Origin of the sequence: Ruegeria spongiae, from assembly GCF_023502395.1 — a bacterium.
Classification (GTDB): domain Bacteria; phylum Pseudomonadota; class Alphaproteobacteria; order Rhodobacterales; family Rhodobacteraceae; genus Ruegeria_C; species Ruegeria_C spongiae.
This window is the reverse complement of the sequence record NZ_JAMFMB010000032.1, coordinates 23,716-44,704: the sequence shown is the minus strand read 5'-3', so window position 1 is coordinate 44,704 and position 20,989 is coordinate 23,716. Positions and strand designations below refer to the sequence as shown.

15 protein-coding genes and 2 pseudogenes are annotated in these 20,989 nt (G+C 55.2%); 6 read left to right on the top strand and 11 right to left on the bottom strand.

Going from position 1 to position 20,989, the window contains the following annotated elements; genetic code table 11:
* Nucleotides 1–147: 147 nt before the first annotated feature.
* The 3 genes from M3P21_RS19015 to M3P21_RS19005 are packed head-to-tail and all read left to right on the top strand — an operon-like array spanning nucleotide 148 to nucleotide 2,214.
* Complete coding sequence (locus M3P21_RS19015) at nucleotides 148–822, top strand: phosphatidylserine decarboxylase (RefSeq protein ID WP_249712584.1); 675 nt, start codon at nucleotides 148–150, stop codon at nucleotides 820–822.
* Complete coding sequence (pssA, locus tag M3P21_RS19010) at nucleotides 823–1,581, top strand: CDP-diacylglycerol--serine O-phosphatidyltransferase (protein WP_373320080.1); 759 nt, start codon at nucleotides 823–825, stop codon at nucleotides 1,579–1,581.
* Between the two features lie 9 nt (nucleotides 1,582–1,590).
* The gene (locus M3P21_RS19005) at nucleotides 1,591–2,214 is read left to right on the top strand and encodes a class I SAM-dependent methyltransferase (protein WP_249712583.1); all 624 of its coding nucleotides are present in this window, start codon (nucleotides 1,591–1,593) and stop codon (nucleotides 2,212–2,214) included.
* A gap of 68 nt (nucleotides 2,215–2,282) precedes the next feature.
* Here M3P21_RS19005 and M3P21_RS19000 read toward each other — a convergent pair.
* The 5 genes and pseudogenes from M3P21_RS19000 to M3P21_RS18980 form a co-directional block, all read right to left on the bottom strand.
* A pseudogene (locus M3P21_RS19000) lies at nucleotides 2,283–2,468 on the bottom strand (IS6 family transposase); the annotation flags it as partial.
* 179 nt (nucleotides 2,469–2,647) lie between these two features.
* Nucleotides 2,648–4,042, bottom strand: coding sequence for a tetratricopeptide repeat protein (locus M3P21_RS18995; RefSeq protein ID WP_249712580.1), 1,395 nt, complete (start codon nucleotides 4,040–4,042; stop codon nucleotides 2,648–2,650).
* 57 nt (nucleotides 4,043–4,099) lie between these two features.
* A complete protein-coding gene (locus M3P21_RS18990) occupies nucleotides 4,100–7,405 on the bottom strand; it encodes a glycosyltransferase family 4 protein (RefSeq protein WP_249712578.1) in 3,306 nt (1,101 codons plus the stop codon).
* 32 nt (nucleotides 7,406–7,437) lie between these two features.
* On the bottom strand, nucleotides 7,438–9,288 hold the full coding sequence (locus tag M3P21_RS18985) for a DUF4422 domain-containing protein (protein ID WP_249712575.1): 1,851 nt from the start codon (nucleotides 9,286–9,288) through the stop codon (nucleotides 7,438–7,440).
* The gene (locus tag M3P21_RS18980; protein ID WP_249712573.1) at nucleotides 9,288–10,268 is read right to left on the bottom strand and encodes an NAD-dependent epimerase/dehydratase family protein; all 981 of its coding nucleotides are present in this window, start codon (nucleotides 10,266–10,268) and stop codon (nucleotides 9,288–9,290) included. The genes M3P21_RS18985 and M3P21_RS18980 overlap by 1 nt, the downstream gene beginning before the upstream one ends.
* Nucleotides 10,269–10,411: 143 nt before the next feature.
* Here M3P21_RS18980 and M3P21_RS18975 point away from each other — a divergent pair, with 143 nt between their 5' ends.
* The 3 genes from M3P21_RS18975 (at nucleotide 10,412) to M3P21_RS18965 (ending at nucleotide 15,798) form a co-directional block, all read left to right on the top strand.
* Nucleotides 10,412–12,955 carry a glycosyltransferase gene (locus M3P21_RS18975; protein WP_249712571.1) on the top strand — a complete coding sequence of 848 codons (2,544 nt, stop codon included), beginning with the start codon at nucleotides 10,412–10,414 and terminating at the stop codon, nucleotides 12,953–12,955.
* A 161-nt stretch (nucleotides 12,956–13,116) separates the two neighbouring features.
* Nucleotides 13,117–14,340 (top strand): NAD-dependent epimerase/dehydratase family protein, encoded by a 1,224-nt coding sequence (locus M3P21_RS18970; protein ID WP_249712569.1) that lies wholly within the window; start codon nucleotides 13,117–13,119, stop codon nucleotides 14,338–14,340.
* A gap of 453 nt (nucleotides 14,341–14,793) precedes the next feature.
* A complete protein-coding gene (locus tag M3P21_RS18965; protein ID WP_249712568.1) occupies nucleotides 14,794–15,798 on the top strand; it encodes a hypothetical protein in 1,005 nt (334 codons plus the stop codon).
* A 458-nt stretch (nucleotides 15,799–16,256) separates the two neighbouring features.
* Here M3P21_RS18965 and M3P21_RS18960 read toward each other — a convergent pair.
* From M3P21_RS18960 to M3P21_RS18935, 6 genes and pseudogenes are all read right to left on the bottom strand, one after another.
* Nucleotides 16,257–16,463 (bottom strand): annotated as a pseudogene (locus M3P21_RS18960) (IS6 family transposase); the annotation flags it as partial.
* 50 nt (nucleotides 16,464–16,513) lie between these two features.
* A complete protein-coding gene (locus M3P21_RS18955; RefSeq protein WP_249712565.1) occupies nucleotides 16,514–16,909 on the bottom strand; it encodes a RidA family protein in 396 nt (131 codons plus the stop codon).
* Entirely contained in the window at nucleotides 16,906–17,316 is a 411-nt protein-coding gene (locus M3P21_RS18950; RefSeq protein WP_308445972.1) for an acyl-CoA thioesterase, read from the bottom strand. The genes M3P21_RS18955 and M3P21_RS18950 overlap by 4 nt, the downstream gene beginning before the upstream one ends.
* A 19-nt stretch (nucleotides 17,317–17,335) precedes the next feature.
* Complete coding sequence (kynU, locus tag M3P21_RS18945; RefSeq protein ID WP_249712563.1) at nucleotides 17,336–18,532, bottom strand: kynureninase; 1,197 nt, start codon at nucleotides 18,530–18,532, stop codon at nucleotides 17,336–17,338.
* Nucleotides 18,532–19,371, bottom strand: coding sequence for a tryptophan 2,3-dioxygenase (locus M3P21_RS18940; RefSeq protein ID WP_249712560.1), 840 nt, complete (start codon nucleotides 19,369–19,371; stop codon nucleotides 18,532–18,534). The genes kynU and M3P21_RS18940 overlap by 1 nt, the downstream gene beginning before the upstream one ends.
* Nucleotides 19,368–20,987, bottom strand: a complete 1,620-nt coding sequence (locus M3P21_RS18935; protein WP_249712559.1) for an AMP-binding protein — start codon at nucleotides 20,985–20,987, stop codon at nucleotides 19,368–19,370. The genes M3P21_RS18940 and M3P21_RS18935 overlap by 4 nt, the downstream gene beginning before the upstream one ends.
* Nucleotides 20,988–20,989: the final 2 nt, after the last annotated feature.

Below are 20,989 nucleotides of genomic sequence, written 5' to 3'. Positions count from 1 at the left end.
GACCTGACAGACGCCGCCAGAAAAACGGTCAACTGTCAGATCACATCTGAGCCACTACAACTAAACACCTAGCCGCATTTGTCACACTTGCGTTCCACGCCAATCCACTTATGAAAGTGCCGTCAATTGACCTGGGGAAAGCTTGCGATGCGCATGCGCGATACGTTCATCAAACCGATGCACCCGGAGGGTATTCGGTTTGTCGCAATCTTTGCCGCCATAACCATCGGTCTGTTTTTCCTGTCCGAGATTCTGGGCTGGATTGGCGTCGGCTTCACCATCTGGTGTTACTATTTCTTTCGCGACCCGGAACGCGTGCCACCGATTGGAGAAGGACTGATCGTCAGCCCGGCGGACGGGGTGGTTTCACTGATCGGCGCGGCGGTACCGCCGAGCGAACTTGGGATGCCCGACACACCTCTCACCCGGGTCAGTGTGTTCATGAGTGTCTTCAACTGTCATGTGAACCGGACGCCCATTGAAGGTGAGATTACCGCTGTTGCCTACCGCCCCGGCAAGTTTTTCAATGCATCTCTGGACAAGGCCAGTGCCGATAACGAGCGCAACAGCTTACGTATTCGAATGACAAACGGTCAAGACCTGGCCGTTGTCCAGATTGCCGGCCTGGTGGCTAGACGGATCGTCTGCTTTGTAAATTCAGGCGATGCGCTGCAAACCGGAGAGCGATTTGGATTGATCCGCTTCGGGTCTCGGCTGGATGTCTATCTTCCTGATGGTGTGGACCCGCAGGTGCGTGTCGGGCAAACGATGATTGCGGGCGAAACCGTCCTTGCCGATTTGAATACACCAAAAGAGAAGTAGGTGGCTGGATCAGTGACAGAACCAACCGAACAGGAAGAGACCGGGTATGCGTTGATCCATTTGCTGCCCAATGCGCTGACCATAACGGCCATTTGCGCGGGCCTGTCAGCAATCAGATTTGGCGTTCAGGGCAACTACGTGCTTGCCGTCCAACTGATAATTGCTGCCTGCGTGCTGGATGGACTGGATGGGCGAATTGCGCGTCTGCTAAGCAGTGACAGCAAACTGGGGGCCGAGCTTGACTCACTTGCAGATTTCCTGAACTTCGGAGTGGCCCCGCCGCTCGTGCTCTATTTTTGGGCCTTGCAGGATATACGCAGCGCAGCCTGGATTGCCGTTCTGTTTTTTGCGGTGTGCTGCGTCATGCGCCTTGCCCGGTTCAATGTGAGCAGCAGGTCCGAAACCTGCGATCAAGATAGTGCCTATTTTCAGGGAGTCCCGGCCCCCGCAGGGGCGCTACTGGTCATGCTGCCGATGTATCTGTCCTTCGCTTTTGCGGATGCCCATTTGCTGCCCAGTATATTGATCTGCCTCTACATGGTGATCATCGGTCTTCTGCTCATCAGCCGCATCCCAACCTGGTCCTTCAAAACCACGCGGATATCTCGCGAGAACGCGAAGTATTTTCTCATTGGTATTGCTGTCGTGGGGGCCGCTCTGCTGACATTTGCCTGGGTCACGCTGATCGCGCTTTGTGTCGGGTATGTGGGAATTGTCGCGTGGGCTTGGCTCGACAGAGAAATACCTCCCAACCGTTAAGGACTCGATATGGACATCAAGGCCGTTCAAACCTCCTATGCTCGCTGGGCACCCGTCTATGACAAGACGTTTGGGGCCGTCACCAATGTCGGGCGGCAGCGCGCGGTAGACTATATCAATAGACGCCCTGGAAGGGTATTGGAGGTTGGCATCGGCACCGGGCTGTCGCTGGAACACTACGGGCCCGAGACGCAGGTGACCGGAATTGATTTCAGTGAAGACATGCTGCAAAAAGCAAGAGACAAAGTAAAAGCCCTATCGCTGAGCCATGTCGCTGAATTGAGGCAAATGGATGCACGCACGTTAGATTTTCCGGACAATCATTTTGACACAGTTGCGGCGATGCATGTGTTGTCCGTCGTTCCGGAGCCGGAAAGGGTGATGGCGGATATAGCAAGAGTCTGCAAACCGGGCGGCAGAGTGGTGATTACCAACCATTTCCAACGAAAACATGGGCTGCTTGCATCTCTGGAACGCGTAATTGCCCCGCTTGCAAATACAATCGGCTGGCATTCCGATTTCAAAATTGAAACAGTGCTGAAAGAGGAGGCGCTTGTCGTCGAAGAGCAAAGACCTCTTCCGCCACTGGGTATGATGACATTTCTGGTATTAAAAAAATCAGTGGTCGCGTAACGGTCTCATAATGGGGTTCCGTCGCAAACCTTGGAGTTGATCAAAGCTAACGCTTTGAATGGGCGAAATTATCCAGCGGGCTCAGCAAATTGACTGAAGCCGTTTATCGAAAGCCCGAGCTGGCCCTTGCGGATCATGTTAGCTGTCTCGATCCCCGCGAGCGTCGCCGCAGCTGAGATGAAGCCTTTGAACCGCAACATCGGTCGCGTGAGCCTTTTCATGAAACGGTGATCCTGTTTGATCATGTTGTCGAGGGGTATTGGCGACAACAAACATCCTGTAACCCTGACATCAACACGGGAACTTTGCGACAGATCCGCAAATCGTCGTCAATTGCTGGCTTAGACAATACAAACACACCCGACCGCATCAGGCACTCAGCATGCGCCCGCCAGTCCCGGAAACTCTAAAACAAAATGGCAGGAAAATCGGTCTACAGAGCATGCGACACATCTGGCTTGGCTGCAGCGATACAGAAAACAAGATTTGTTTTCAGTTCGCGTTCTTCGATATCCGGGATAATCTTGCGGACCCGATTGAAGACTTCTGGTGTCAGGCGTTGCAGTGTGGAAGGTGAGGAAGGGATCTCTTGCCAGGTTTCAATGTTGAAGTATTTTTCAGTGATTGCACGGATATCGCTGAGCCGAACCCGGTTCAAATGGGTTTTGAGGTAATTGTCATCGGGTGCGCTTTCGGCAAATTCGATGTGGTTCCAGTCACAAAGCCTCAAATGCTCGGGATTGCTTTTTTCAAGCTGCTCCGGCCATGCAGGGTTTCCATGATGCCCGTTCCAGCAATAGAAATTATGGTGCGTATAGATGAGTTTGGCCCTTTCCTTGCAGAGCGTGGCTAACTCGCTGAATACCTGCTCTAGCTGCATTAGGTGTTCGGTCACATTGTGCAGGGAAACGGCGTTGAACGTACGGTCAATGGTCAGATCTTCCAGTTTGCCCTGGGTAAGACTTATCGCTGGAAGAGAGGCGCTTATTTCGCGTGGTGTTATTCCCAGATCTGCTATGCTGCGGATGCGTTTGTTGCGAGTACGTGTGCTGTCGAGGTCCATCACGGGATCCAGCCCGTTGTAGGATTGGGCACCAGCGATCAAAAATCCCATGCCATAACCGCCGAAGCCGCAGCCGACATCAAGCACTGCCCCCCCGCGGATATGGGCCTGGATGCGCTTGGGCCAGGTGATGTAGTCGAATTTAACGGAAGCGTTGATCAGATGTGGATCGTAGTTTCGCAGGGCTGACCACAGGTCGGACGCGTGGTGGAAATATGCGATCGTGGCTGCTATCGGATCATCGTTCCAACGGCTTCCCGGGGTTAGGCTAGCCAAGGTCTCAGCAGCCGCGAGCAGATCGTCATCTGGCCCGTTCTTCCGTGCTTCTAGATATCCGGCGTTCAAGGTTTCGATCGCTAAGGAGGCTGCTTTTGTGTTTAAGGCATCGTCGACTTGGGAACTTATTCGTAAGGCGCCCTTATGTTCTGCATCTTCCGCAAGGGCCTTACCCACCAGAGTCTCCGCCATTTCGATGTCGCCGAGGACTAGGGCGAGGCGGGCGTTCAGCGCAAGTGCACCAGGGTGTAGGGGGTGGCTTTCCAGGAACGCTGTCAGGTGGGATTCAGCCGCAGCGGCATGCCCGGTTTCCAGTTCGATCCGGGCCATATGAAACGAGGCTACGCTCTTCGGTTTGCGCGCGGCAATCGGTGCCAGTATGCAGCGTGCCTTCTCCCAATCATGGCGCTGCAGGGCTTCCTTTGCGTTGGACATATCTTCGCGCAAGGCGTTCGATTGGTCTGTAATTTGAGCATTTTCTAGTTGCATTGGTAATCAGCCTCTTCAAGCTAAAATTTGTTGACAGCCCGGTTGGGCATGTGACGGTCATCGCGTTCTGTGGTCCCTGCTTCCCAGGGCTTTCAGCATCCTGCGCGCGCGCATCATCAAGGGGCTGGTCTTTGTGTGACGGGCAGGACTTGTGCGGGCAGGCTGCACTTTTTCTGTGACTGATTTCAGCACGCGTGAACCGACGTCACCCGGTGCTAGATGGCCATTACGGACCGGATCGCCCGTTTCCAGAATGCGTAGAGAAAGTGTGCCGTTCCCGGGAGAAAAAAACGAGGGTAGAACTGGAATGCGGAATGCATGTTGTTCAAGCCCAGGCGTGCGGTGGCCCAAGGTCGGGTCGTGGAAGTCGGCTGGGCTAGCATATACAGGTTCTGTGCCTTGCAAAATAATGATATGAAGCAGTGTATTCGGCCTCATCCGGTCCCAGGCCCAGCCTTGCAGCCATTCGTTTTCCCGCCAGCAGCCGTTGGCAGGCAGGGCGAGGAATGACCGAACATCGCTCAGATGGTGAAAGGGTTTTTTGTCCAGATGCAGAGGCGCCATTTGTGCCAGCAGTAATTCGCTGCGTTTTTGCATGGCGAGGCGTTGCAGCTCGGGCCGGTCAGTTTCGTCGGCAAGCCGCATCAATTTATCAACAACCTGTGCAGGTGCATTGCCTAATGTGTCAGGTGCCGACGTATGCACAACTTGCTGAGGTGCGGATGTCAGGCTGTCCGGCCAGTTGTTTGGCGCTTTGGCCACTCGCGGGGATGGGTCAGGTTTGGCCGAGCTCCCAGATGTAGTCGAGGCGGAAGCGCCTTCGCACTGCCGCAGGAAGATCTGACGGAGCGCATCTTTTGTCAGAAGCGGCTTTCGTGAGGAAAGTGCGTAGGTATTTTCAGCAAGCTTACTAATGCGCAGAAATTGATTGCCTGCCTTCCTTTCACCATCGAACACGCTCCAGTTTAGCGCGTGGGTCGTTCCGACTTCCCAGCTTGCCGGAACTTGATAGCGGTGCAAGGTAATGTGATCTCCGCCGTCCGCGCTCAGGTGCTCATCCACAAGTTCTATTTGCTGGGTGGTGTCTCGGGTCATCAGGCGTCGGCTGCCAACTCCGCGCGCATAAAGCCAAAGTGTGTTCGTCTCCTCGTCAAGGCCTGCAACTAATTTTCGTTTCAATGCATCGGTAATCTCGCTCCGGTCCCAATCAGCCGGCGTCAGCCAGAGGGGACTTTCCTTTGGCCGTCCGCCGTCACGAAGGGATTTGTCACCAATGGTGCGGTTACCGCCGGTAACCAGGTGCAGGGCGCTCAGCAAAATTTTCCGCTGGGCCAATCCTGATTCATCAATAAGCGGTTTAGCTTTGAGATACGCATACACAGAGTCATCTGCCATCGCCTGCGATTCATCCATCGCCTGTGGCCAGTCCAGCAGCGGTTCTGGGCAAACCATGAGGTCGTCATTGAACTTCACAGACGCCCGAGTGACAAATTCGTGAAGGATGCCCCTCTGGACGTCATAGGGCTCAAATCGGCCAACCTTTTCATAAGTGGCGCGGCGCATAGCGAAAATCTCTGGGCCATAGGCACGTGGTGACAGAAACTGTGAGGCCACATCACTGCCCGCAGGTGTTCCATGAACATCTTTCACGGCGCTGAAAAAACTTGTGATCAGGCTGTTGGGACGATGTTCCAGCGCCGTACGAACTGCGGCAACAAAGCCCGGAGCTGGCTGAACAGAAGCACCATGTGCAATTACGATGGCATCCGCGCCTGGCAAACTGGTCAAGGCGTGGAGTGTGTCGCCTGCTGCCTGACCTATACGGGCAAGCTCCAACACCTCTAGTCCTGCATCCGTCAACGTGGCCTTTGCTTCGGCGACTAAGCTGTGCAGATTTGCATCGTTGTACGCGAGGGCAACGCTGTCAGGTCGGTCGCGCAGCAAAGCCTGCGTAAGTGCCTCCACATTATCATCACTGCGCAGAAGGACAGCATAACGGAGCGCCTTTATCGGGAGGCCTCGTGTGTCAGCGCGAGCCGTAATGGAACAAATGGCTTGCCGGGCGCCTAGTCGTTTGATCTGCTCACCAAGATAAGCGTGGAAGCCATACCAGACCTGGAGGTTCTCATCGTTGGAAAACCCCGGTCGCGCAATTCGCTGCCCGTGTTCCAGCACTTTTTCCAGCCGGTTCGCAAGCGCCGTAGAGTTCGGCTGGACAAGGCAGTCGACATGATCCCTTTGGTCTATCAGTTCGGCGGTGCCCCCGACATCAGTAGCAATAAACGGGATATTGCATTCCAGCGTTTCATAGACCGCCATCGTGGAGTTTTCGATCAGCGAGGGCATCACTGCGATCATGTCGCGCGAACACATGTGGCTCAATGCTTCGGGCTGGTTCTTGTCAGTAACAAAGCTCACTGGGAAATCCCAATTGCGTGCCTTTTCTTCGATGTAATTCTGCACCTTCTTACCGCCCTGCGTGGCAAGCAGGCCCCCCCATTTTCCCATGAAGGTCACACTGGACGGAGCGATCTGGCGTTCGCGCAGGATATCGAGCGCGTTGCACATCAGTTCGACACCTTTACGGGCTTCCAAGCGGCCAAAGAAGATAAGTTCACTTGAATTTACAATGTCACCCGGCTGACGCCCCGGGCGCTGATCGGTGACCGGTACATTGGAAAAATCCACGATGTTGGGTTGCACAAAGACATTGGCATCTGGAATCTTATAGCCAATTTGCTCCATGAAAGTAATCAGGTGGGCAGAGCCACCGATAACCGCATCAGCCAATTCGACGCACTTCTGTTCTGCATGGGCAGCAAGAACCAGATCGCGTCGTTCAATCGGCTGCATCTGGTAGTGTCGGTTCCAGATATGTGGCGAAGAGGTCTTGACCAGGAAAAGAGTGTCCTGAAAGGCAAGGCCAAGGCGCTTGGCCATCAGCGCATAGAACGTGCCGCCGCGCCATTCCGATGTGTGAACTACATCAAATCGCTCCTGATCTCGCAACCAATGGTAAGCGGCGCTGTACCGGGATTGCCAATTCGGGGCGCTGCTCCAGGCAGGGTCGCCTGGAATATCTAAATAGTGCAGCGTGACCCCGAACCCGGCGAAATGCTCTACCCAATGCTCGGGGGTTTCATCCTGAACCACGGGCCCTTTGAGGAACAAGACATGCACATCATGCCCATGTGCGGCCAGCCCTTTGGAGAGGTGATAATATGTAGAGGCAATACCGCCGTTGCGAACCGGACCGATGATTTCTTCTGTGACAATGCAAACCCTGAGCCTTTGGTTTGAACTGCTCAGTCCGAGTGACGAAATTGCTGGGTAATTCTTTACCTCAAAATTGTCGATCTGCATAAAGTCTCCATGTGTTTCAATGCCGTAGCTCGCTAACGTTTCCCGAATGTCAAAAACCGTCCACCCGAACAGGCATGGTAAAGCCTCAGCATTGGCGTTTTTAGAAATGGGATGCGTTCCGCGATTTTGCGGCCGATCCCTATGAGTTGGGCCCCCAGCGCGCGTTTGCGCCGACCACTTTTTCCCGCCAGATTGCGTACAACCTCACCATAAAACGGTGTACGGATCAGTGCCTGCCAATAGTGTTGGGCCTCTGGAACCGCATAGCCCACCCAGGGTTTGAATTCACGGTCAGCATAGTGAATGATCCAAGGGTCACGCCGGGCGGCCATCGCTTTCTCGTGGTTGTTTCGGGGCACGCGGACATAAGCCTGGACCGGTGCGGTGAAAACATTCCACCGCGCATCAAGCAAACAAACGCTGTTCTTGAAGTGAACGTTCAGGATGTCTTGATCCCTGAAAAGAAACTGCCGTTCACCGGCCATCTCGCGCAGCGTTCGACCTATTGCTTCGGGGTCTTTCATTGCAGCAAAGTTGAAGAGCAGCACCCCGGCATTGAAATACCGCCCGATTTCAGCCTCTGAAAGCCCAAGTGTCTCTCGCTGATATATGGCTAGATCCGGCACTTCGGGATCAATTGTTCTGGTGGGGCCAGCCAGGGTCCGTGCCATGATCCAGTCGGGCACCGCGGCGATTTCTGCAGAACCCAGGTCTGAATCATACAGTTTTCCAATGTCGGTTTTGACGATGAGGTCGGCATCAAGATAAAGCAGGCGATCCAGCCCGGGAAATAAAGTCAGTAGAAGGAATCTGTTGTAAGTGGCGTTGGATGGAGCCCGTGATGCGGAACGGTAGCAGCCATCAAAAATACCGTTGGCATTGATCGGGTGAAAACCGTTGCCTGGCTTCTCTTCCATCATGGCCTGCAAGTGCAACAGATCCTCGTCGTCGATATTTGAGTGAAGGAAGAAAAAATTCAGCGGTCGCGATGAATCCGTGTGATCGAGAACAGAGCGCAGCATAGCGGCGGCATGAGGAAGATAGGCACGATCGGTTGAGCAGGCGATGTTGATTGCGTCGCGTTCTTGGCGGTCTGCGGCCGACATATATGGAGATACCGCTGATCGGCTGAGGTTTAGGATCGACACTTCCTTGAGGCGCAACGATGGGTTCGTCCGGTTTTCATGATGCACAAACACAGTCAGCAGACGCTCCGACAGAAACCCCGGATAACGCGCCTGATAAGGGCTGTAGGCTTCACGATCGATTGGTGCCTCTTCTATCTTGAACAGGATATCGAACAGCCAGCTGCAATACCGGTCGAAGACAGGTTTTGCCATGAGAACGAGATTGCCCAGCCGCACCTCGTAGCCGGATGCCACAGCTTCCAGATCGGGGATGTATTCCGGGTGATCGCGCCGAACAATGTCGCACATCGCATCCCAGTCTTGTGAATTGTGGCCAGTTCGGTAATTTTCCTCAACGGTTCTGCCCATTCGGTGCAGGCGCGGTACCACAATATCCCAGTGCGTGCCTTCCTGCTTCATCCACTCTTCGGCTTCAAGACACCAGGCACGTGTATCGAACTCGTCCGGGTATTTTTCCACCGAGCCCAACAAATCACGATCCGAGAAATCCAACAACCGACGGTAGTGCATAAGTCCGGTCAGATCGCTTGCTGATGCATTCTTCCACGCCCAGTAGAGAACAGTCAGTTCGCACCAGGTATCGTTTTTTTCCGAGATGTTAACGCCTGTATCGTCGCCGCGCATTCCCGGAATCGAAGCCCGGTCGAGCACCTTGCCAGCTTGAACAGGAAGCACGCTCGTGCTCTGAAGGCGCGGCGCTGATTTGTGATATACGACATAAAGAGCAGGGCTCATCAGGCATCTTCTCCGACACTTTGGATTGCGTAGTAAGACTGTGTGTGTCGTATTCCTTCTTCCAGCGGGGTGACCTCACCGCCGAGTAGAACCTCAACATCCTCGCGAGAGGCAACAACGTCACGAGGTTCGGTTTTCAGCAATTCCTCTGCCGGGGTTTTCGTATAGCGCAGCGTCTTGCCGGTTGCCGCTTCAACGGCACGGACAACGTCCATCAAAGAACTCGAGACTCCAGCGCCCAGTGTGTTTACACGAGACGTTTCAGCACCATTCTGCACCCGCAGTGCCTGGGTGGCGATGCCACGCCCGACATCTCCTGCGTAGATAAAGTCGCGCCGCTGCTGGCCATCACCGTTTAAGAAGACCTCCGTCCCGTCCAAAACCGCGCGTGTAAAAGCGTGAATCGCGCTTTTCTTTTTCTCGGAAAAGCAGCCATACACGTTGGTCATGCGGATGACCGAATACGAACCGCCCCTCAGTTCAACCAGCTTTTCCAGAATCATTTCTTCGGCAGCCTTAGTCGCGCCGTAAAAATTCTTTGGGCAATAGGAAGAGGTGTTACGGATCTCAAACGTGCCATCGAACAGCGCGCCAGCCGTTGAAATGAGGATGAAATGATCCCCTGGCCGCACAGTTTCCAGGACAAAGCTTGCAGGCTGACGGATGTTCGCTTCAATGAAATCCAGGGGCCTGTCCTTGGATTCTGCAACCCGAGTTTCCCCGGCCAGAAACACGAAGATACGATTGGGGAATCCCTGTTCGTCGATTTCTTTCAGGAATTCCTGCGCACCCGGCTCCTCGTAGCTGCCGCAAAAGGCTGGAATATCAAGCGTTTCATGACCTGGTGCGGCGTTAGACAGGTTGTCGATCACAGCAGGAAACAGCCCGGCAAAAGCAGCGTCGTTCTGGACAGTTGCAAGGATATTGCGGCCTACGAATCCATAGCCGCCGACAAGGATGAACGCGGAGCAGTTCTTCATAAAAAAATCCTCTCATCTGTGGGTTGCGTACCCTTTATCTACGCGCGATAAAAGGCGAAATGATATGCTTCCGATCATGGAAGCGGCTGCAATGTTGTTAAGTCGATGATTGCGCGTTTTTACTGATCTGTGCGGGGTGAAGCATGGCAATACCTGGCATCAGTTTTGATTTGTCGGTAATTCTCACAGCGCACAACGAAACACTCGTAAGCGGGCCAACTGTCAAGTCCGCCGAAGATGCAATCCGCGCAGCGATGGCAAGTGGGTATTCTGTTGAGCGCATTGTTGCGCTGGACACCCCAACCGAAGAGACACAGGAATGGTTTTTTCAGTCGCGGATGGCGAATTGGCGAAAAATCAGTTTCAGCGAGGGCGATCTAGGCCGGACACGGAACGCTGCCGTGCGTCTGGCCAAGGGGCGTTGTATCGCCTTTCTGGATGCCGATGACCTGTTTTCACAGAACTGGCTCAGCGCCGGGATGAATCGCTTACAGCAGGCTGAGAAGGCGGGGCAGAGGGCGATTGTGCACCCTGAACTCAACTGGCTTTTTGACGGGGCGCATTCGGTTTTTTTCAAACCGGATCAAACGGATCCATTATTTTCACCTTATCACTTCTACTGCATGAACTATTACGACAGCCTGTGCCTTGCTCCTCGCGAAGCACATCTGGAGCACACCTACTCTGAGCGCATCATTCCAGCGGGTCTGTCTTTTCAGGACTGGCAGTTCGCTATCGAATCTATGGCAGGGGGCTGGCTGCACCTGAACGCTCCAGACACAATCATCTTCAAGCGGCGACGGGGGTCTTCGCTTGTTACTGAAAGCCGCGCGCGCAAGGCTGTTGTGCGGCAGCTGGAGCCGATGGCTGTGGATCGCGTCGCAGATCTTGGTGCCTGCGGTCATATGGTTGATCCGACGGAAAGAGCCCAAGCAGACGCAGCAGATCATTCCGCGAAGGTTCCGTACTACGGTGCGCGCTTTGCGGCGCGGGTGGAACGAGCCCGGGCACACAAGGGAAGGGTTTCGTGGCGCAACCGGCGGGTGTATAAAGTAATAAAGCCAGAGTTTGACCACGCATTCTACCTCGCCTCTTACCCGGACATTGCTGCGCTTGAGCATTTTGATCCAGTTGCGCATTTTGTGCGCGCGGGGTGGAAAGAATGCCGCAACCCGACACCGTGGTTTTCCACTCGATCCTATCTACAGAAATATCCGGATGTAGCCAGGAGCGGGGCGAATCCGTTTTCTCACTGGCTAGAAAAAGGTCGGTACAACGGGTATGTGCCCCGCCCTGTAGATGAGTTCGAAACCATCGCTGAAATGCTTGGTTGTTCTGCGGGCGATGCCTTCACGTTGTGGCGCTCCCGGTATGATGATCTTCGGCAGCGACTGGAACATGGGGGCCTGGGCGCCCAAGTGGCACACGCTGCCCTGCACGAGCCATTGATCGAACAAGGGTGGATGCAGGCTCTGAAGGTCAAAGTTCCCCCGTTTAACTCGGACATCGTGTCCGCGCGCACAGCGGCGATGTGGCGATTGAACGGTGCTGCCGGACACCGGCGCACGCGCTATGTGATTTGCGTGAACCGACCCCGCTTTGGCGCTGCGCCACGGTTTGAGGGCCATATCGCCCGAGCCCTCGCAGGCGCTAACGCGAGCGAAGTACTGGTGGTCCTAACAGAGCATTCCGGGACCATGCCGGAAGGAAAGCTGCCGAAAGGGGTCCGCGTGGTGGACTTTGCAGCGCTGACTACCGGTCTGAAAAAGGATGCGCAGATGCGGGTCTTAACGGAATTCCTGCGCGCCCTGCGCCCGGAATGCGTCTTCAACGTGAATTCCCGGCTTCTGTGGGACGCGATGATACCCTATGGAACAGCACTTGCTTCTTCGGTGCGCATATTTGCCTGCCTCTTCTGTAATGAGCAGACCGCGCATGGTTATTGGACGGGTTACCCGCTACGGCGCGTCTACCCCCATTTCCATCAGCTTGCGGGAATTCTCACAGACAGCCAGTTTCTTGCCGACGAACTGCGGGAACGCCATATGTTGCCGCGCAGGCTGGCTGGCAGGGTGCAAGCTTTGCCCAGCCCCGCAGATAGTTCGATCCCGGTTATGCCACTGCGGCCGACTGTCGCGAAACGTCGGCCTCAGATTTTTTGGGCAGGGCGGATAGACCCGCAGAAGCGGGCGGAACTGGTCTATGAAATCGCAAGCGCCTTGCCGGAAGTGGACTTCCGGATGTGGGGAGCCAGCGTGCTGAAAGGAGGGGCTCCTCTTCCGGACCGCCCCGCCAATGTGTACCTGGAGGGGGTTTATGACCACTTTACCAGCCTGCCGTTAGAAGAAGCTGATGCGTGGCTTTATACCTCGGCCTGGGATGGTGTGCCTGTCCAGCTGCTGGAAGCAGCCATGACGGGGATACCGCTAGTGGGCTCGGACGCTGGAGGTACACGCGAGGTACTGCTGCCCGCGTTGACCCACTGTCTGCCCAAGGATGCGTCGACTGAGCAATGGGCGGTCGTCATTCGCAAGGTTCTGGCCGACCCAGAGAATGCGCGTGCAAAGGCGCTGAAATTGCGAGATATCCTTTTGCGGGAACGGACAGAATCGGCGCACGCAGCAGCCCTCGTTGCGGCGATTTCCGCAGAGCCTCCTGATGCGACAAAGGCACGCGGCTATGCCTGAATTCTAAGGTGAAACGCGGCTGTGGGGCCGTATTGCAACGGCCTGATTTTGATTGGCCACCACCGCGAATCGCATTCCAGAATCACTAATGCGTTTTTCTGCTTGCGCACAATCCACGCGACACTACTTTAGCGCGTAAAGAAATTATGGGACGAACTAAAATGAAAGTTCTTATTCTCGGAGGAGATGGGTTTTGCGGATGGCCGACCAGTCTCTATCTTTCACAACGTGGGCATGAAGTTGTTATCGTAGACAACCTCTCCCGGCGTAAAATCGACTTGGAACTTGAAGTTGAAAGCCTCACGCCTATTCGGCCTATTGGCGAGCGACTGCGTGTCTGGAAAGAGCTGACCGGTAACACCATCCGCTTTGAAAACTTTACGGTCGGACAGGACTATGAACGTCTGCTCGCTTTGATCAGTGAAGAGCGGCCCGATGCAATCATACATTTTGCTGAACAACGGGCTGCGCCCTACTCTATGAAAAGTGCGGCGCACAAGCGTTATACGGTTTCAAACAACATCAATGCGACCAATGATGTACTGGCGGCAATAGTCGAGTCCGGTTTGGATACGCATTTGATCCATCTTGGAACTATGGGCGTATATGGATACGGGACTGCCGGGATCGAGATTCCGGAGGGCTATTTGAATGTGAAGATCGCAACACCTACGGGTGAGATCAAGCAGGACATCCTGTATCCACCGAACCCCGGATCGATCTACCATATGACAAAGTGCCAAGATCAGCTTCTATTCGCCTTCTACAACAAGAACGACGGTGTCAAGGTCACGGACTTGCATCAGGGAATTGTCTGGGGAACGCAGACGCCGGAAACCGAACTGGACGAAAGGTTGATCAACCGTTTTGACTATGATGGAGACTATGGCACGGTTTTGAATCGTTTCATCATGCAGGCAGCGATCAAATTCCCTGTAACCGTACATGGAACAGGGGGTCAGACGCGGGCCTTCATCCATATTCAGGACACCTGCCGCTGTATCGAATTGGTACTGCAAAACCCGCCGCAAGACGGCGACCGGGTCCAGATCCTGAACCAGGCAACGGAAACGCACCGGGTTCGCGACTTGGCTCATATGCTTCGCGAGATGATGGGTGCAGAAATTTCTAATCTCGACAACCCGCGGAACGAAATGGCCGAGAATGAGCTGGAAGTTCTCAACCAGGGTTTCATGCATCTGGGACTTGAGCCGGTCAGGTTGAAAGCAAGCCTGATGGAAGAAGTCCATGAGATTGCTCAAAAATATGCTTTGCGCTGCGACAAATCCAAGATTCCCTGTGTATCGCTTTGGAAACAACCTACCAAAAGTCGACGAGAAAACCTTTCCCCAAAAAAACATGCGTTGCTTGAAAGCGCCACCTGAAACATCGCCGTTGTTTTTGTGCCGAGCGGATTGCACCGTTCGGCCGCAACGACTTGTTGTATGGCAAAATGTATCGGCACAAGCTGGCCGATTCCCGCTGCCTCCGACGCAGGTGGCATCCGCGTTTTCCCGTACCGTCAGCATCGAATTCACCGGACCAGAAATAGCCGACCAAAAACTGCGCATGGCGGTAATTCAAGGCAGTGCTCACTTCTTCATTGAGGCCACTGACCTCAAATTACTCGCGCAAAGTTGGTGTAACCAGTGCCTTAAAACCGAAGTTGCTATTTTCGGCTCTGAAGATACCCGGCGATATAAGAAAAGGGACACAATTTCTGCAACCTTGGGAAGTTCGCGCGGCCATACCCAGATGGCTGATCCCATCCCCAATCTCGCAGGCTTGAACCGGAACAGGTTACCCTCACTAAACAGGACAGAAAAGGGCACCTTATCATGTACTTGAATATCTCCAGAGGTGTCGTCGGCAGCTCGTTTGTCGAAAAGCTCGACCTTCCCAATTTGGTGCTCAACCAACGTCAGAGCAGCGCACCGGGTATGCTATCTTACATGGAGCGGGCGATGCTGTCCGCCGTGGCTGGCAAGCTATATCGCGGTGTTGGTGTCATCATCGACGGTGGCAGCTTTTTCGGCTCCTCCCTGGTGGCCAGCGCTTCGGGGCTCCAGTCCAACCCGAGTTTTGCCGACATGGATTTCTCGAATTTTCCCGATGGCAAACCTCTGCATGGCTATGAACTGGGCTATTTGCCGCCACCGGCCAGTGAAAAGGTCGACAGAAACCGGGTCTTCAATGGAACGCCTTACACTCTGGGGGAGAGCTTTGTGCCGATCCTGGAAGAAAACGTAGCCCCGTACAAGGGTCTGATCTCGCTTCACATCGGCGATCTGAACGAGGAAAAGTGGGACGGTACCCCCATCGAAATTGCCTTTGTGGACGTCTGCAAATCCATCCGCTTGAACGCACATGTGTCGAAGCAGTTTTACCCGTCTATGATTGGAGGCAATTCTGTGTTGATCAACCAAGACTTCTTCTTTGACCGGTTACCCTGGATCAAGGTTACCATGGGTTATCTCAAGGATTATTACCGCTGGGAGGGACAGGTCTTCACTTCTTCGATCTATACCAGCATCAAGGACCTGCCACAGGACGTGGCTGATTATGATCCCTTCACCCAGGGCAGCTACGAAGAATGCATGACCTATCACGATGCAACTGGCTTTCCGGGGATAGACCGCAAATATGAGTTTTTCCTAGAATTGTCGCGCGGCTACTTGATGGCGCTCAAGGGCCGCAAGACAGACGCATTGGATTACTTGCGCGCAGTGGCCGACGGCTACCAGGATCTGATGGCGGATGAGCACACGGATCGCGGCAACCAATTCCGCATGGATCGTGCAGTGCGCCAAATCACTAATGGCAACTTATTTAAGGTGTCTTGACCGGACGTTTTCACGTTAACCGTGGTTCGGCCGCTGATGTTGGGGTTTGGACGTAGGTAGTTAACAAAATCATCGTCGATCAGCTTCAAATGCCACCGATTTCCTCCGCAGGTCATCGCCCAAGCGGTGTGCTCTATGTTCGTTTCAATCTGAACCTCCGCGCAGTTGAAGAGATGCTGCTGAAGGGTGGGGTTTCTACCGGAAGTCTGGATGCCCCACGAAGAAACGGAGCGGCTGCGCCGGGTCGTGGCGGATCGTGTGCAGTTGGTTTCCCAGATGACCCGTCTCAAGAACCGCATCCATTCGATTCTGCACGCTAACCTGCTTCCACCCTATACCGGACCATTGTTCTCAAAGCGTGGAAGGGCGTGGCCGGAGGCGCAGCCAGTCGCCGAGGATCAAAGGCGTGTCATCCTTCGGTAAGCACCGGCGTGGAGAGCCGCCGCTCAATTACTCAGAGTTTCGTCCATGCGCCAGGAAACTGCTGTTTTGACTTTCATTTCTGCGTCATCAAAGCGACCTGAGGCTCGTACTTTATGACCCATCGGTTCAGAGTCGTGTGATCGACCGTCACCCCACGTTCAGCCACAATCTCTTCCAGGTCGCGGTATGACACTCCAGAACACATATTAGAAATACACTGCGTAAAGGATCAGCGACTTCAGGAATTGAGCACCTAGCTTTCATCAACGCCAATTTTTGCGACGGAAACGCATCACCCGATACATGCGGTTGCCTCGATCTCGATCAGGGCGTCATCTTCTACCAGATCCTTGACAATCAGCATCGACATGGCCGGAAAATGCTTGCCGAAGACGCGGCGATAGGCCTGTCCGACTTCGCGCTGATTTGTCAGGTATTCCTGCTTGTCTTTGATGAACCATGTCAGGCGCGCCACGTCGGTGGCCTGACCGCCAGCGGCCTCGACAATCGTCAGGATGTTGCGCAGGGTCTGCTCCATCTGCGAGATGAGGTCCCGGGCGACGAATTCCTTATTCTCGTTCCAGCCAATCTGGCCTCCGATATACAGCGTTCCGTCCCTGGCCAGCATGCCATTGGCATACCCTAGCGCGGGTGCCCATCCTTCGGGATGAATTTCCTTCAGCGTCATTGCGTCCCCCATTTCTTGTCAGCCATTGCGTCTCTTACAGTTCGTGGCCAGGGCTGTGGGCGTCCGCCGGGTCCGACATAGACAAGTGTGGACCCCCCTTTGAGCCGGAGTTCTTCGCCGCAGGTCGCGCGGAATTCCAACGCCATGCTGGCCGTGCCCAGCCTGACAACCATCAGGTTGAATTCCAGCAGATCGCCATGGTGACTGGGAGTAGTGAAATCCACTGAAATACTTGCCGTGGGCACTGCCGCCTCCTTATGCACAGTTTCAAATGGCCAACCGATGCATTCGTCAAAGAACGTTTCGACGCAATCATTCAGCATCTCGAAATAGCGGGGATAAAAGACGATCCCCGCCGGATCGCAATGGCGAAACAGCACCTTCTGGCGGCAGGCGAACTGCATCATATGCGCAACGCTCCAAGCATCAGGTCACACGCGACTTGACGAGATATTTTGGATCGCGCCAAAGTTCGTTCTTTAGGACGTCCTCGATCACCTCTGCACCACGGACGATATCGCCCTCGTCCAGATACAATGGCGTGAATCCGAACCGCATGATATCTGGCGCGCGGAAATCCCCGATCACTCCACGGTCGATAAAGGCCTGCATCGCGGCATAGCCATTTTCGAAGGCGAACGAGACCTGCGAACCGCGTTCGTCGGCATTGCGCGGCGAGGCCAGTTTCAGTTCCGGGCAGCGTGCTTCGACTTCTGATATGAATCGTTCGGACAGGGCGATCGAGGCGGCGCGTATGTCCTGCAGATCAACCCCGTCCCAGATCCGCAAGGCCTGTTGCAGGACTGACAATTGGATAATCGGCGGTGTCCCGACCCGCATCCGTTCCGTGGACATCATGGGACGATAATTCAACTCCATGGCGAAGGGGGCCGCATGGCCCATCCAGCCGGCCAGAGCGGGTTCTATCTGCTCAATGATATCCGGCCTCACGTAGATAAAGGCGGGCGCGCCGGGACCGCCATTGAGGTATTTATAGGTGCAACCAGTGGCGAATTCCGCATTGCATCCGGCCAGATCCACGGGCATCGCTCCGGCACTATGGGCCAGGTCCCAGATCATCACGGCCCTGGCTGCATGCGCGCGTCGGGTGATGTCGGCCATGTCATGCTTGCGGCCGGTTCGATAATCGACCTCGGTCAGCATGACCACCGCCACCTCTTCTGTGATGACATCGGCCACGTCCTCGGGCGACGGAGTGCGCAGTTCGTAGTCTTTGCCGATCGTGTCGATCAGCCCCTCCGCCATATAGAGATCGGTCGGGAAATTGCCGTTATCAGACAGGATGACCCGGCGGTCGGGGCGCATCTTCAAAGCTGCAGCGAGGGCCTGATACACTTTGATCGACAGCGTGTCGCCGGTTGCCACCGACCCTTCGGGCGCGCCGATCAGTCGTGCAATCCGGTCACCGACATTTTTCGGCAACGAGATCCAGTCTGCGGTATTCCAGGCCTTGATCAACTCGCGGCCCCATTCGGACGCAATGACCTCGGTGGCGCGTTGGGCGGCATCCCGCGGCAAAGGACCCAGCGAGTTGCCGTCCAGATAGATCACATCCTCGGGAATATCGAACAGGTGCTTTCGATAAACTGAATTGCCAGGCATCAAAGCTCTCCTCGCAGGTGCCAAAGTTCGGGGAACAGTTCCACGCTGAGCATCTTGCGCAGGTAGTCGACGCCCGAGGTGCCCCCGGTCCCTCGTTTGAAGCCGATAACGCGCTCAACCGTCGTGACGTGGTTAAAGCGCCACCTGCGGAAGTAATCCTCGAGATCGACGAGCTTTTCACCAAGCTCATACAGGACCCAATAGGTGTCGACATCCTCGTAAACCTGCCGCCACCTGGCTTGCACTTCGGGCACCGATGCGTGAGGCGATTTCAGCTGAGGCTCGGGTATCTTTGCGTGAGGGCCGTCTATGGTGGTGAACAGCAGCCGAATGATGTCGTCATAAAAACTTGGCCGGGCAAGTTCATCGCTCAGCATCTTGTGGACTTCCGGCATATGTTCATGAGGTTTGAGCATGTTGGGATTGCGGTTGCCCAGGACGTACTCGATCATGCGGTACTGATAGGATTGAAAGCCCGACGACAGCCCCAGCGCTTCGCGGAAGGTGGTGTAATCAGCGGGCGTCATAGTGCGTAATACATCCCAGGCGTTGTTGAGTTGTTCGAATATGCGCGCTACACGGGCCAGCATCTTGAACATCGCAGGCATGTTGCCTGCATTCAGGGCCGCACGTGCCGCCGACATTTCGTGCAAAGCCAGCTTCATCCACAACTCGCTGGTCTGATGCTGAATTATGAACAGCATTTCGTCATGGGCGCTGGACAAGGGACATTGTTGGACGAGAAGGTGTTCCAGTTTCAGGTAATCGCCATAAGACATGGCATCCCTGAAACCCATTTTCGCGCCTTCCGCACCGGGATCATATGGATGTTTGCTCATCGCTGTGCCTTTAGCTTAAAGCGTTGGATTTTCCCGGTTTCGGTTTTAGGCAGCGTCGTGGCGAAGACGACCGAGCGGGGGTATTTGAACGGGGCAATCGTTGCCTTGACGTGATCCTGCAACTCTTTGGTCAGACCTTCGTTCGGCTCATACCCTTCAGATAATACGACATGGGCCTGCACGACAGAACCGCGCGCTTCATCAGGCGCACCGATGACGGCGCATTCCGCGACCGCCGTATGGCCAAGCAGGGCAGCCTCGACCTCGGGGCCGGCGATGGTGTAGCCGGAAGAAACGATGATATCGTCGTTGCGGGCGGCAAAATGGAAATACCCGTCCTCGTCCATGAAAAAGGCATCGCCAGATATGTTCCAGCCGTTTTGGACGTATTCCTGCTGGCGTTCTCCGCGCAGATAGCGGCAGCCGGTTGGGCCGCGCATCGCAAGACGCCCAATCTCACCTGCGGGCAGGTCCTTGCCATCGGGGCCAATGATCTTGGCCTCGTAACCTCCGACGGGTTTCCCGGTGCAGGCAGGGCGATGATCCGAGAACCGGTTGGTAATGAAGATGTGCAGCATTTCCGTGGCGCCGATCCCGTCCAGCATCGGTTTTCCGGTCTTCTGAATCCACTCGTCATATACCGGGCCGGGCAAGGTCTCGCCCGCCGAAACCGCAGCGCGCAGCGATGACAGATCGGCCCCCTCATCCATCGCCTGCAGCATCACCCGATACGCAGTCGGTGCCGTAAAGCACACCGTGGCGCGATATTTCTCGATCACATCGATCATGTTCGGCGGCGAGGCGTTTTCGAGCAGGGTCGCCGCAGCGCCGAACCGCATGGGAAAGATCGCCAGCCCGCCCAGCCCAAAGGTGAAGGCCAGCGGGGGTGATCCGATGAACACGTCCCGGGGCGTGACGTTGAGAACCTCTTTCGCGTAGCCATCCGCGATGGCAAGCAGATCGCGGTGAAAATGCATGGTGCCCTTGGGTTCACCGGTTGAGCCCGAGGTGAAGCCGATCAGCGCAACATCATCCTGCGCTGTGTCGACCGCATCAAACGCCACAGGCTTTTCCAGTGCCAGGCGATCCAGTTCGGCATCGTGATTGGCGGTTCCGTCAAACCCGACGACCGTCTTGAGGAACTGGCTGTCCTTGGCGCAGGCTGTCATCTCATCCATCAGGCGCGTGTCGCACAGCGCGTGGGTGATCTCGGCCTTGTCCACGTATTTGGCCAGTTCCGCAGCGCGCAGCATGGGCATGGTATTGATGACCACCGCGCCCGCTTTGCTCGCCGCCAGCCAGCAGGCGACCATCGCCGGGTTGTTGGCTGAACGGATCATCACCCGATGGCCCGGCTTCACCCCCAGATTGCTGACCAGCACATTGGCCAGCCGGTTGGTCCAATCTGTCAGTTCCTTGTAGGTGCGCCGCCGTCCATTGCCAATCAGGGCGGTGTGATCGCCAAACCCCTTGTCGACCATGACATCGGTCAGTTCGACCGCAGTATTCAACCGGTCCGGGTAGTCGAAACCATCCAGAAGAAAATCCGGCCAGGTGTCCTGCGCGGGCAGGTTGTCGCGCGAAAACGTGTCGGTATGGGCCGAAGTTCTGAGCATGT

Bases quoted from the DNA above. Each gene is read 5' to 3' on its own strand.
- M3P21_RS19015 (WP_249712584.1), top strand. From the start codon at position 148: ATGCGCATGCGCGATACGTTCATCAAACCGATGCACCCGGAGGGTATT.
- M3P21_RS19005 (WP_249712583.1), top strand. From the start codon at position 1,591: ATGGACATCAAGGCCGTTCAAACCTCCTATGCTCGCTGGGCACCCGTC.
- M3P21_RS18995 (WP_249712580.1), bottom strand. From the start codon at position 4,042: ATGCAACTAGAAAATGCTCAAATTACAGACCAATCGAACGCCTTGCGC.
- M3P21_RS18990 (WP_249712578.1), bottom strand. From the start codon at position 7,405: ATGCAGATCGACAATTTTGAGGTAAAGAATTACCCAGCAATTTCGTCA.
- M3P21_RS18985 (WP_249712575.1), bottom strand. From the start codon at position 9,288: ATGAGCCCTGCTCTTTATGTCGTATATCACAAATCAGCGCCGCGCCTT.
- M3P21_RS18980 (WP_249712573.1), bottom strand. From the start codon at position 10,268: ATGAAGAACTGCTCCGCGTTCATCCTTGTCGGCGGCTATGGATTCGTA.
- M3P21_RS18975 (WP_249712571.1), top strand. From the start codon at position 10,412: ATGGCAATACCTGGCATCAGTTTTGATTTGTCGGTAATTCTCACAGCG.
- M3P21_RS18970 (WP_249712569.1), top strand. From the start codon at position 13,117: ATGAAAGTTCTTATTCTCGGAGGAGATGGGTTTTGCGGATGGCCGACC.
- M3P21_RS18965 (WP_249712568.1), top strand. From the start codon at position 14,794: ATGTACTTGAATATCTCCAGAGGTGTCGTCGGCAGCTCGTTTGTCGAA.
- M3P21_RS18955 (WP_249712565.1), bottom strand. From the start codon at position 16,909: ATGACGCTGAAGGAAATTCATCCCGAAGGATGGGCACCCGCGCTAGGG.
- M3P21_RS18950 (WP_308445972.1), bottom strand. From the start codon at position 17,316: ATGATGCAGTTCGCCTGCCGCCAGAAGGTGCTGTTTCGCCATTGCGAT.
- kynU (WP_249712563.1), bottom strand. From the start codon at position 18,532: ATGCCTGGCAATTCAGTTTATCGAAAGCACCTGTTCGATATTCCCGAG.
- M3P21_RS18940 (WP_249712560.1), bottom strand. From the start codon at position 19,371: ATGAGCAAACATCCATATGATCCCGGTGCGGAAGGCGCGAAAATGGGT.
- M3P21_RS18935 (WP_249712559.1), bottom strand. From the start codon at position 20,987: ATGCTCAGAACTTCGGCCCATACCGACACGTTTTCGCGCGACAACCTG.